Origin of the sequence: Desulfovibrio sp. JC022 (assembly GCF_010470665.1) — a bacterium.
GTDB lineage: Bacteria > Desulfobacterota > Desulfovibrionia > Desulfovibrionales > Desulfovibrionaceae > Maridesulfovibrio.
On sequence record NZ_VOPZ01000006.1, the window covers coordinates 172,647 to 184,716 of the forward strand.

At 51.2% G+C, this 12,070-nt stretch carries 15 protein-coding genes; 3 read left to right on the plus strand and 12 right to left on the minus strand.

What is annotated here, in order from left to right:
* Positions 1–20: 20 nt before the first annotated feature.
* The gene (locus FMS18_RS11365; protein WP_163294588.1) at positions 21–1,256 is read right to left on the minus strand and encodes a patatin-like phospholipase family protein; all 1,236 of its coding nucleotides are present in this window, start codon (positions 1,254–1,256) and stop codon (positions 21–23) included.
* 218 nt (positions 1,257–1,474) lie between these two features.
* Between FMS18_RS11365 and larC the strand changes: the two genes are divergently transcribed.
* The 3 genes from larC to larB all read left to right on the plus strand — a co-directional run bounded on the left by larC (position 1,475) and on the right by larB (position 4,576).
* On the plus strand, positions 1,475–2,725 hold the full coding sequence (gene larC, locus FMS18_RS11370) for a nickel pincer cofactor biosynthesis protein LarC (protein WP_163294590.1): 1,251 nt from the start codon (positions 1,475–1,477) through the stop codon (positions 2,723–2,725).
* Positions 2,726–2,849: 124 nt separating this feature from the next.
* Positions 2,850–3,647 (plus strand): ATP-dependent sacrificial sulfur transferase LarE, encoded by a 798-nt coding sequence (larE, locus tag FMS18_RS11375; RefSeq protein WP_163294592.1) that lies wholly within the window; start codon positions 2,850–2,852, stop codon positions 3,645–3,647.
* A 176-nt stretch (positions 3,648–3,823) separates the two neighbouring features.
* A complete protein-coding gene (gene larB / locus FMS18_RS11380) occupies positions 3,824–4,576 on the plus strand; it encodes a nickel pincer cofactor biosynthesis protein LarB (RefSeq protein ID WP_163294594.1) in 753 nt (250 codons plus the stop codon).
* 116 nt (positions 4,577–4,692) lie between these two features.
* Here the strand turns inward: larB and FMS18_RS11385 are convergent, their stop codons facing one another.
* From FMS18_RS11385 to eutJ, 11 genes are all read right to left on the minus strand, one after another.
* Positions 4,693–5,115, minus strand: a complete 423-nt coding sequence (locus FMS18_RS11385; protein WP_163294596.1) for a EutP/PduV family microcompartment system protein — start codon at positions 5,113–5,115, stop codon at positions 4,693–4,695.
* A gap of 2 nt (positions 5,116–5,117) precedes the next feature.
* Positions 5,118–5,468 (minus strand): BMC domain-containing protein, encoded by a 351-nt coding sequence (locus FMS18_RS11390; RefSeq protein WP_368854167.1) that lies wholly within the window; start codon positions 5,466–5,468, stop codon positions 5,118–5,120.
* Positions 5,469–5,614: 146 nt separating this feature from the next.
* Entirely contained in the window at positions 5,615–6,166 is a 552-nt protein-coding gene (locus FMS18_RS11395) for a BMC domain-containing protein (RefSeq protein WP_163294598.1), read from the minus strand.
* Positions 6,167–6,195: 29 nt separating this feature from the next.
* On the minus strand, positions 6,196–7,521 hold the full coding sequence (locus tag FMS18_RS11400; protein ID WP_163294600.1) for a 4Fe-4S dicluster domain-containing protein: 1,326 nt from the start codon (positions 7,519–7,521) through the stop codon (positions 6,196–6,198).
* A 150-nt stretch (positions 7,522–7,671) separates the two neighbouring features.
* Positions 7,672–8,781, minus strand: coding sequence for a 1-propanol dehydrogenase PduQ (locus FMS18_RS11405; protein WP_163294602.1), 1,110 nt, complete (start codon positions 8,779–8,781; stop codon positions 7,672–7,674).
* Between the two features lie 106 nt (positions 8,782–8,887).
* Positions 8,888–9,172 carry a BMC domain-containing protein gene (locus tag FMS18_RS11410; RefSeq protein ID WP_203544612.1) on the minus strand — a complete coding sequence of 95 codons (285 nt, stop codon included), beginning with the start codon at positions 9,170–9,172 and terminating at the stop codon, positions 8,888–8,890.
* Positions 9,173–9,200: 28 nt separating this feature from the next.
* On the minus strand, positions 9,201–9,545 hold the full coding sequence (locus FMS18_RS11415; protein WP_163294604.1) for a hypothetical protein: 345 nt from the start codon (positions 9,543–9,545) through the stop codon (positions 9,201–9,203).
* A 2-nt stretch (positions 9,546–9,547) separates the two neighbouring features.
* On the minus strand, positions 9,548–10,096 hold the full coding sequence (locus tag FMS18_RS11420; RefSeq protein WP_163294606.1) for a BMC domain-containing protein: 549 nt from the start codon (positions 10,094–10,096) through the stop codon (positions 9,548–9,550).
* A gap of 5 nt (positions 10,097–10,101) precedes the next feature.
* A complete protein-coding gene (locus FMS18_RS11425; protein ID WP_163294608.1) occupies positions 10,102–10,371 on the minus strand; it encodes a EutN/CcmL family microcompartment protein in 270 nt (89 codons plus the stop codon).
* A gap of 10 nt (positions 10,372–10,381) precedes the next feature.
* Entirely contained in the window at positions 10,382–10,981 is a 600-nt protein-coding gene (locus FMS18_RS11430) for a hypothetical protein (protein ID WP_163294610.1), read from the minus strand.
* A gap of 193 nt (positions 10,982–11,174) precedes the next feature.
* A complete protein-coding gene (gene eutJ, locus FMS18_RS11435; RefSeq protein ID WP_163294612.1) occupies positions 11,175–11,990 on the minus strand; it encodes an ethanolamine utilization protein EutJ in 816 nt (271 codons plus the stop codon).
* Positions 11,991–12,070: the final 80 nt, after the last annotated feature.

Sequence of the window (12,070 nt, forward strand, 5' to 3'; positions counted from 1 at the left end):
CCTTTGCTCATTAATCCACATCATTCAAGGATTACTTCCGCCGGAACAGCATCAGCCCCCTTACGGGCTGTAGTGGAAGGCGGAGCCGTATGCCACGGATTCGGAGCCTTGGCCATGCCGTGTCCAAGCATAAAAAGTTTAGTCATATATACCGGGCTGAAAAGTTCATCCGCTTCTTCGTTGTAATCCGGGGGAATGAAGGTCAACTTAAAATCAACACCATCCCGCTGGGATGTGTAGTACATGCGATAAAGATCACCGATGCCCTGATTACGGATCAACCCGGCAAGGGAACGGGCGGCAATGCCCCCGATATACGGTTCCACCTGCACACCTTCAGTAACAAGGGCGTCATTGCGAATCACGTAGAGGGTGATCTTCCTATGCTCGCCTATCTTTTCCAGTTCCTCAGCAAGGTGGATACTGGGCGGATAGGAGAAAACCTGATTGCTGACCCCGCCGTCAACATGCATTTCATCGTAAATCTTATCCCCGGCTTTAACCTTGAAATAGACAGGTGGAAAGGCCACCGGAACAGAAGCCGAAGCCAAAATAACATCCCGGATAAGCTGATCCGCTTCCGGGGTCCCGTACTGGGCAAGGGCTCCGATATCCCAATAGACAGGGCGCATGGCATCAAGGTTGGTGGTACCGATAAGCAGCCTGCGGCCCTTGCGGTGTTCGGCTGCGATCTTGGCTATAAATTCGTGATTAATGAACTGCTTAAGTGCTTCCCGAAGCGGTTCGGTGCTATAAACCGAATCTCCGGAAACAGCGGAAACATAGGAGCGCTGCTGGACAAGATCACTGGTTTCAAAAGTAGTATAGAACATTTCAATGAACGGATCATAATCCGACCCCATGAAGGCAAAAGGAGCGATAAGCGCCCCGGTACTGACTCCTGTAACCAGCCCGAAGGTGGGGCGGTCACCCCTGTCGGTCCATCCGCAGAGGAACCCCGCACCGAAAGCCCCGTCCGCGCCGCCCCCGGAAAGGGACAGAAAACTAATCTCCGCAGGAAGCTTATTGTTTTTGCTTAGCTCGGCCCATTTTTCCATGACCGTATCCATATGTTTCGGGGTAGTGTCCCCGAAAAAACGGACCTGATCATATCCGGGCAGGCTGGCCTGTGCCTGCATTTCCACGGGAATGGGATTGCGCTTCAAGCCGCATCCGGAAATCAGAATCAGCAGCAGAAAAAAGAAAAGCTGTCTGCAAACCCGTCCAGCATATTCATGCTTAAATTTCATAATCATTTATTGCTCCGCCATAACATATGGCATGATTGTCTGTTCCAATTATCCTTATCCAAAAACTTAGCAGGAAAAAGACAGTAATATTTCCTTAACATTTCATTATAGCAGGGGTCCAGCCCTTCACAAAACTGGACATTGCAGCCTAAGCGTTTAAAAGTATAAGCGGTTAATAGGATATTTGAGATGTAAAACTTATCCAACGAACGCACGGAAACGAGATGAATATACTCTACTACGATTGCTTTTCAGGCATCAGCGGTGACATGAACCTCGCCGCCATGATCGATCTGGGTGTTGATCCAGAATTCCTCAAGGCCGAACTTTCCAAGCTTGGACTGGATGACGAGTTCTCCTTCAAGGTATCAAAAGATTCCCGCAAAGGAATTTTCGGGACCCGCGTAGATGTGGAGCTTGCGCATCACCATCATGGACATGAGGAACATGAAGGACACGGACATACGCATAATCATGGTCATCACCACCATCACGATCACCGTAACCTGAATGACATCGAAAAGATCATCAATTCCAGCAATCTCAGCGAGAAAGTCAAGAGAACCAGTCTCGCAATTTTCAAGCGAGTTGCCGAGGCCGAGGCCAAAATTCACGGCAGCACCCTATACGAAGTCCATTTTCACGAAGTCGGTGCCACTGATTCCATCGTGGATATCATTGGAGCTGCCATCTGTTTCCATGAACTCGACATTGACAATATTTGGTGCTCAGCCATTGAACTGGGCGGCGGTTTTGTCAATTGCGCGCACGGTAAAATTCCCGTTCCCGCCCCGGCAACTTCTGAAATCCTCACCGGAAAACCAACCACCCAAGGAGCTGTACCAAAAGAAACCACCACTCCCACCGGAGCGGCGATACTCGCCGAACTGGTCGATAACTTTTCCGATTCCCCGCGCATGAGCGTACAGAAAACCGCATACGGCATCGGGCACCGGGACAATGACATTCCCAACGTGCTTCGGGTGCAGCTTGCCAATATCAAGCTACAATCCAAAGACGAGCAGGCCGATTATCTGCCTACAATCCCCGCGCGTTTGCTGCAATGCAATATCGACGACATGACCGGGGAAATGCTCGGCGCGGCACTTGATCAGCTCATGGAGGACGGAGCCATGGATGTACATTTCACGCCCATCGTCATGAAGAAGAACCGTCCGGCAACCACCCTTTCACTGCTCTGTTCAGCCGAAGACGAAGACAAATTTAAACGGCTGATATTTAAGCACACCAGCACCTTGGGCATCAAAAGCATTGCCATAGAAAAAACAGTGCTCGGCGTATCATTCGACAAGCTCGAAACACCGCTTGGTACGGTAACCATGAAGAATGCCCTTCTCGATGGCAAAATTATTCGCTCCAAGCCCGAACTCGAAGACTGCCGCGCGCTTGCCAAGGCGCACGGCATATCTTTAAGCGAAGTATATTTACAGATCGGGAAAGTAAGAGATATTTGATTCGCTACGCGCTTTTAAAGAAAAGAGTATGCCTCCGGCGGCTCTCCGAGGGCCAAAGAAACTTTTTGGAAAAAGTTTCTCTGGACTCTTCAAAAACTTTTAATAGTTTTGATTGGTTACTTTAATGGACACACTTGCTTTAAAATATAAAAGCTTGCTCAAGCTTCTCAATGAAACGCGCGGAGCCGTCATAGCTTTTTCAGGTGGCGTGGATAGTACTCTGCTTTTGCACGCAGCCAAAGAAGCTCTCGGCGAGCGAGCCGTAGCCGCTTCTCTCGCCACGCCCTACGTTCCAAAATGGGAGCAAGGCGAGGCAAGGAAATTCGCAAAACAGATGGGTGTAAAGCATGCTGTGCTGGAAATGGACTTCCCTGAAGAACTGCGCATGAATCCGCCGGATCACTGCTACACCTGTAAGAAAATTTTATTCAATAAGTTGCTGGGAGTATCGCAAGAACACGGCTTTGACCACGTCCTTGAAGGGACTAACATTGATGATCTCAGTGACTATCGTCCCGGCATCAAGGCCCTGCGAGAACTTGGCATCCGCAGCCCCTTTGTGGAAACCGACTTGACCAAAGCAGAAATTCGAGAGCTTTCCAAAAAGTTCAACCTGCCCACATGGAACAAACCGTCCTTCGCCTGTCTGCTCTCGCGCATGCCTGCGGATGTGAAGGTAACAGACGGAGCCCTGCGACAAGTCGAACAGGCCGAAGTGTTTCTCATGAAAATCGGCTTCCCGGCTGTGCGGGTCCGCCACCACGGCGAAATTGCCCGCATAGAAGTCCCGGCGGACAGATTGCAGGATTTCATCAACGCCAACGATATTCACAACATCAATCATAAATTAAAAGAATTCGGCTACAAGCATGTATCACTCGATTTGGGCGGATACCAAATGGGAAGCTTGAACATGAAATAAACCAGACGATTTACCAAACAAAACGGCGAAGCCTTATTAAAAAAGTTTGGGATCCTTAAACCCTTTTCAAAGGGTTTGAGGCCCCCGGCAGGGTCGCCGAAGGCAAAAACTTATCATCAAAAAGCGCGCAGCGCATCGAGCCTTACGCCCCCGCGAGGCCGTCGGAGACATCAGATATGACTAATGATAATTTAAAAAATATATTGAATGCGGTAAAAGACGGCAGCATGGATGTGGATCAGGGTTTGGATAAACTGCGCGACCTGCCTTATCAGGACATCGGTCATACCAAGATCGACCACCACCGCAGCCTGCGTAACGGCTTCCCGGAAGTGATCTACGGCGCGGGCAAAACCCCGCAGCAGGTCGGTGATATTTTTGAGCACATGTGCGGACGCAACAACGTACTGGCTACCCGCGTTTCAGCAGAAACCGCCGAACATGCTACTTCTCGTTTTCCGCATGTGGAATACAATGCTACAGCCAATACCCTGACCTGTAAGAGCAAACAAATCGAATACAACAGCGGCACCGTGGGCATCATCACTGCCGGGACTTCCGATCTGGACGTTGCCGAAGAAGCACTGGTCACCTGCGACATGCTCGGCAGCCGCGCCGCCATCATCTCCGACATCGGGGTGGCAGGAATTCACCGTATGTTTGACCGCATTGATGAGATTCGCAAATTTTCAGTACTCATAGTGGTAGCAGGTATGGAAGGCGCGCTATCCAGCGTAATCGGCGGTCTTGTGGATCAGCCCATCATTGCCGTGCCGACCTCAGTAGGCTACGGGGCCAGTTTCTCCGGCCTGTCCGCCCTGCTCGGCATGCTCACTTCATGCGCCAGCGGAGTGACCGTAGTTAATATTGATAACGGATTCGGCGCGGCCTGCGCAGCATGCAAGATTAATAAGGCTATTGATAAATAGGAATGCCTCCGGCGGGTCTACCGACAGTCCCTCCGGGGGCCAAAGAAACTTTTGCAAAAGTTTCTCTGGACTCTTCAAAACCTTTCAATAGGGCTTCGCCGCTATCGTAAGTTGAGCTAGTCGATAACTTCTAAAATTTGCTCAATACCTTCACCACTGACAGAACTGGTGCGGATAATTTCCCTTGCCCCGGCCTGCTTGAGAAAGCGTTCAGCCAATTCAGGATCGGCGTTTGGTGCGTCAACTTTGGAGACAAGGCCGACGACCTTACGATTGAACATGGATGCGAAAAGTGGCGGAAAGAGGCTGGTCCGTCGGGTGGCATCCTGGACGATAGCCAAGACCTTGCAATCTGCGGATGAAGTGATCAGAGCGTGGTAGAACCAGCTGTTTTCGAGGAATTCACCGGGGGTGTTGATGAACGGGCCGAAATGTTCCACAGCCATGGCCCGGCGCGGGGAGTAGGATTCCCCGGAAAGGATTTTAATCAGCGAGCTTTTACCGCAACGGGTCTCGCCCACAAACATTGTTTTTTTCACGGCTAGGATCTGGTCAATTCCACAGACGAATAATGCAGGGTGCCCTCGAAGTAATCGAGCACTGCGCGGAGTGAAGCTTCCACGCTGGCGACATCGCCGAGAATCAGCAGCGAACCGCCGAAACGGTCCAGAAAACCGATCTCAACAGAAGCAGCCTTGGTGGCGACATCAGAAGCGATAATCACGCCCTCGCTGGGAGTGATGGTCATGATGCCGATGGCCCCGGAAGAATTATCATCCAAACCGAGCTTGAGATAAATATCCCGGTGCGGGCTGGCAATAAGATGGGCAAGGGTAACCTGCTTACCGGGAACGTATTCCTGAATAATGCGCTGTTTGTTGTCATTGTCCATCATGTTTGTACTCCTAAAAAATTTTAACGGCGTATTACCATCCGAAGCGGCGAAGCCAAACTAAAAAAGTTTGGGATTCTTAAACCCTTTTCAAAGGGTTTAAGGCCCCCGGCAGTGTCCCCGAAGGGCCGCCGGAGGCATCTTCTTTAAATAAGCTGCGCTTTAATTTCTTCGCTGGGGGAAGGAATAACCACGTGGCTATGAACCGGACCGGATTCGGCAACGACTTCGATTCCGGCTTCAACAGAAGCTTTAACGGAGCCGACATCACCAGTCATGGTTACGAATGCTTTACCTGCAAGACCGGCAGCCATACGGATTTCGACCAGGCTGACATCCGCAGATTTTGCAGCTGCATCAGCTGCAAGGATACAGGATGCGATAGTGTAGGTTTCAATCACGCCCAGCGCATTGATACGGGGCACGATGGAAGTTCCGCTCAGTGCGGGAATGACATCCTCGTGGATGCTGGGGATTGTAAAGTGGTCAACAACCATGTCGCCGCCAATTTCACAACCGACTTCAACGGAACTTTTAACAGCACCGGTGTCACCACAAATAACAACAATATATCTACCCGGACATGTGGGGCGAGCCATTACCAGCTCGACAGATGCTGCTTTGAGCATTTCATCTGCGGTATGGATGCCGAGGGCAACGCTGTTCAGTTCTACACAACCGATAGTACGTAAATTCATATCTAAATCCTCTTTGGAATCCCTGATAATTATTTCTTAATAACTACTACGCCGTTTTCAACGCTTTCAACAACGCCGTCAATGCTGGCGTGAACCCTTGCGCCCATTGCGCCTTCGGGAATTTCACCGAGCAGGTCGCCGCAGCTTACCTTGTCACCTGCGGAAACAACACACTGTGCCGGGGCACCGATGTGCTGACCGAGACGGATGTTGACCACAGAGGGAGTATACTCACCAGCGTATTCGGGATGACCGTCATACTTGCCGAGATTCAGACGCTGAATAAGGCGCTTGGTGGGAATAGCTCTGCTTGCGCGGAACGGGTTGGCTTTCAGTTCATTGCCCTTGGATTCCCAGGTTACGCGTTCCTTCATCAGGACCTGCTTGATCTGGGCGTTTACCTCACGCGGGGAAATCATCATAGGACAGGCGAATTTTTCACAGATGCCGCACTCGGAACAAAGCAGTGCTTCTTTAGCGACTTCAGTATCCAGCTCGTTGTTGGCAATCACACGCATCAGCTTGTGCGGATGCAGGGAATGGCCGAGCAGGTTACGAGGACAGAGATCAGTGCAACGTGAACACTGACAGCAGACAGTGTTGGTGATGCGGCGGATCTTTTCGGGGTCCATTACCTTGCCTGCAACCACGTTGTGGTTCGGGGGCAGGACCAGAAGACCGCTGGTGGTTTTGGTTACCGGCTGGTTGGTATCGGGAAGAACCCGGCCCATCATGGGGCCGCCGTCTACGACTTTGTAGTCGGAAATGGTCGGTCCGCCTGCAAATTCGAGCACGTCGGAAACAAGGGTTCCCACGGGAACTTTAACAACCATGGGGGTCTTAATTTCCCCGGCAACGGTCAGGTAGCGGTGGGTTACCGGTTTACCGTCCAGAGCCAGAGCCACGTTGAACAGGGACTCGGTGTTGCTGACTACAGCACCCACCTGAAGGGGAATACCGCGTTCGGGAACAGTGCGTCCCAGAACTTCGTAAACCAGCACCTGTTCATCACCGGCAGGATAGAAATCTTTAAGTACGAAACATTCGAGACGACCGGAAGTGTCACGTGCAACCGCGTCTTCAACGGCTTTAACAGCTTTGGCGTGCTTGCCCTTGAGACAGATGATGCCTTTCTTGGCTCCGGTGCAATCCATGATCGCTTCAAGGCCGCGGATCATGGTGTCCACTTCCGCTTCCATGAGGTAAGGATCGCTCATGAGCAGCGGTTCACAGGAGGCACCGTTTACCAGAACGGTATCAACAGTTGCTTCAGCTTTAACGTGAGTCGGCAGGCCGGCACCACCGGCACCGACAACGCCTGTCTCGCGAATAATATCAACTATATTTACAGCCATTTTATCTCACCTATTCAAACGGTTAGATTCAAAAACTCGAAAATAAACAAATAAAAGGTTTTGGGATTCTTAAACCCTTTTGCAAAAGGGTTTAAGCCGCCGGAGGCAAAATCGAATTATCCAAAAGCGCGATAGCGCCTCAAAAACCTCTTACCAAGCCTTGAGCAGAAGTTCCTTTACGTCATCACGTGAGGGATTTCTGGGGTTGCTCGCAGTGCAGATATCTTCAAGCACGTTGCGGGCAATGGTGTTCAGGCTGGTTTTGAAAACACTTTCATCAATCTTCAATGCGCCGATATTGTTGGGAATGCCCATGGACTCATTGAGTTCGCTGACCGCATCAATGAGAGATCTGGTGCCCTCTTCAACGGTTTCAGCAGGCAGTTCCAGCATGGTAGCAATTTCGTGGTAACGGATGCCCACATCAAAGCTGTTAAACTTGATTGCGTGGGGCAGGACTACCGCGTTTGCCAGTCCGTGAGGCACATGAAAAATTCCGCCGAGAGAATGGGCGATGGAATGAGTAATGCCCAGTCCGCTGTTGTTGAAAGCCATGCCTGCCATGCAGGAACCGAGCAGCATATGTTCGCGTGCTTCCATGTCATCACCGTTGATGTAGGCCCGCTTGAGATACTTGAATACGTAACGGATAGCGTATCTTGCGTAGATGGAAGTAAAAGCGTTGGCATCACGGGAAGTATATGCCTCAATGGCGTGGGTCAGCACGTCCATACCTGTTGCCGCAGTAACATGCGGAGGCAGGGAACGGGTGAAACGGGCATCAAGGATAGCCATATCCGGGATGAGCATTTCATCGTTAAGAGGAATCTTTACCTCATTAACTTTATCGGTGACCACAGCATAACTGGTAACTTCAGCCCCGGTACCACTAGTGGTGGGGATGGCAACCAGTGTGGGCTTTACCTTTCCTTCAAGAGCCTTGCCGGCAAAAAAGGAAATGGCTTTAGCCGCATCAATGGGTGAACCGCCGCCAAGGGCGATAATCAGGTCAGCCTGATTTTTAAGGAAAATCTGTGCTCCCTTGGTAACTGTCTCAAGGGAAGGATCGGGTTCAACCTCATCAAAGACGATGAAGGGAATCCCGTTGCGATCCAGATGGGTACGGACCCGGTCAGCAAAACCGGTCTTAACCATAAATAAATCGGTAACAATAAAAGCCCGCGTTGCCGGGATAGTCTCCAGATTATCCAGAGCGTCCTCGCCGTAGCAGATTTTTGTTTTGCCGTAGAACTGTGTCACCCTTTTCTCCAATGAATCAAAATATCAGGATTAAAATCTATTCAACATAAAATTTGTATAGGGGCGCAGGTGTGAGGGGTGATGGGTACCTGCGCCCCTTAAGTCCTTACTTTACAGCGCATTTGGGAAGAATAACTTCCACTTCGCTGTGAGGACGGGGTATCACGTGTACGCTGCGCAGTTCGCCAACGCGTTCAGCTGCTGCTGCACCTGCGTCAACTGCTGCTTTAACAGCACCAACATCGCCGCGAACCAAAACGGTTACGAGGCCGCCACCGACCTGTTCACGGCCGACGAGAGTTACGTTTGCTGCTTTAACCATAGCATCGGCTGCTTCTACAGAGCCGACCAGACCTTTGGTTTCTACCATTCCGAGAGCGTTGGATGACATAATTTTCTCCTCTTAGGATACTAGACTTTTAAATATTTCCTTTAACGGCTTCAGCAAGCTTGAAACTCATTTCCTTGAGCTGTCCAAGATCGGTGATTCCGTATTCTTCCTTCAGCAGAACTGCAATGCCCATGACCAGATCTTCGCATTCGTCACAAACATCTTTGGTGCAGTCCGGGTTACCGCATCCGCCGTTACCGGCTTCGGCAACAGCAGCGGCGGCATCTTCAACGCGGGCAATGCTGATCTTTCTCTTACGGAGCTCATCTTTGGCACCGGGAGTAAGGAGCATGGTATTGTCCACGTAGAGAGTGTCACTGTCCGGGCAAACAAATGAATCAAGATTGCCCGCTTCGATTAGTTTCTTTTTCATCTTTACCTCGTTCCCCGTACTAAGGCCTTTACGACCGAGGCGTCGGGTCCGGGGATGACGACCGCCTCAATAAGATTGTTGCCCAAAGCGGCTGATGCAGCGTCTGCGGCTTCCTGAACCGCAGCTACATCGCCGCTCATAACGAAATATGATTTACCGTTGATACCCTGCCCTGCTACAAAACGGGCCAACTCCACACCGGAACGCTTGACCGCCACATCAGCAGCCATCACACCGGTGGAAACATTGCGGCATTCGATAACTCCCAGAGCCTGTACATCCGCCAGAACAATGGGACTTTTCAACACAGCAGCCACTTCCGGAGAAAGGCTTGAAATAACAAAGCTGGCTTTGATCTTACTGCCGTCAGCTTCTGCAGCGTCAACACTGGCAGCTACAGCAGCGCGATCACCGGTAACAAAAATCAGGTATCTGCCGGAACAAATAGTGGAAGCACGGACAAGCTCTACATCCGCAGCTTTCATCATGGCATCAGCAATCCGTACTCCGGATGCAATGTGCCAGCACTCAACTATTCCCAGCGTTTCCATAAGACCTAAACCTGTGCCTGAACTTCATCGATGATACCGACAATGGCGGCATCAACAGGTGCTTCGTGGTTACGCAGGGCCATGCGTGCGGAGCTTCCGGTAGTGACCAGAACCTGCTCGCCGATGCCCGCGCCAACGCAGTCCACAGCTACGAAAATTTCTTCACTGCCCTTTTCTTCGATATCCAGCCGCTGAACAACCATCAGCTTTTCCCCGCTCAAATCATCATTCTTGCGGGTGGCCCAGACATTGCCTACAACTTTACAGATAATCATAAAACAATCCTTAGAGGGTCTTGCTGATGTTAATGTTCAATTCCTTGGCTGCTTCCTCGGCAAGGGGGGTTACCCGTGCCGCAGACAGTACCACCAGTTCTTTAGCACCCTGTGCCGCCGCACCACTGACCACCTTTTCGGTGATCAGTGATTCCCTGAATTTCAGGGACTCGGGTGCCTTGGGTTGAAATCTTTTCATGCCGAAGCCAGCGAGAGTCTTTTCATGGGCCTGATAAAGTGCATACAGCGGACCGGGAGCAGTCTGGCTGTATTCTTCGTAACCAAAGGCCAGAACTTCCACGGTCTGACCCAGCAACATCTGGCGCAGGACCTCGGTCATAATCTTGCCGTGAGCTTTACCGACAGCAAGGTCAGACATTTCGCAGACGCACAGGGAAGGCACTATGTAACGGCAGAACTGAGCGCAGGAAGCTTCTTCGCCGAAAAAGTAGTATTCGTATTCATCGCCGACTGTATTGCGGACTTTCTCGGCAACAAGGCAGTCGCGTTCAGCCAGAACCAGCGCACAAGCCTTTTTTGACTCAGGCTGGAGCTGTTTCAGCACTTCTGCTGCGATGGATTTAACCAGTTCATTTACGTCTACGCTCATTTAAGATGCCTCCGGCGGCCCTTCGGGGACCAAAGAAACTTTTTATTGCGCCCCTTCCTGGGGCTTACCCCTGTGGGGCGGTGCTTTTGGCACCGGGCAAATCCGCTGTCCTGCGGATTTGTGGAAAAAGTTTCTCTGGACTCTTCAAAAACTTTTATTAGGCTTCGCCTCTTTGTTTAACCAATCTGCTGACTTAGCAGTTCAGGGCAATGCCCAGCGGGGTTACCAGAAACGGGTTAGCCGGTTTGTAGACCGGGATGCCCACTTCTTTTTCCACCACTTTTTCCATATCCTTGAGGCAGCATGTACCGCCTACAAGATAAATGGCTGAAATATCACGATCCTTGATGTGCGCCTTAACGATGGTGCCCATTTTCTGGACCACCGGGCGGACGACAGGCAGGATCTCATCCTGACGTTCTTTGACCTTTTTCAGGTCTTCGGCTTCTTCAAAGCTGACCTTGAAATTACCGGAAAGAACCAGAGTCACGTGGGTTCCGCCGGTGGGTTCGTCAGCTACGTAAGTGACTTCACCCTCTTCCAAAACGGAAAGGCCGGTGGTACCGCCGCCGATGTCGACGATAACTCCGTTTTCAAGGCCGAGAACCGCGTTGGCTGCGGTGGGCTCGTCCAGCACGTTGGTCACTTCCAGTCCGGCACCTTCCACCACGTACTGGTGGGTGGTGACGTCCTTTTTCCCGGTCCCCGGAGGAACGGCGATGGCTGCGCGCTCCAGCTTACGTCCCAGTCTTTCTTCAAGCTCGCCCACCAGCTTGCGGGTGATGCGGGTAGCACCCATGTAATCAACAACCAGACCGTCTTTGATGACCCGCGCAAATTCCATGGCACAGGCCACAGGCTCCTTTTTGCTGTTCAGGACAACCACCACGATGTACGCAGTACCGAGGTCCACGCCCACCAGAAGTTCCTCGTTCGCACTGACGGGAACGGTGTTCTCAATGCAGCTTTCAAGATCGCTGATCTGCTGGTCAATTGCTGAAAAATCCATGATTACTTTCTCTTCCCCGACCACTCTCACGTAATCAGTGGCGAAGCCAAACTAAAAGTTTTTGGGATTCTTAAGCCCTT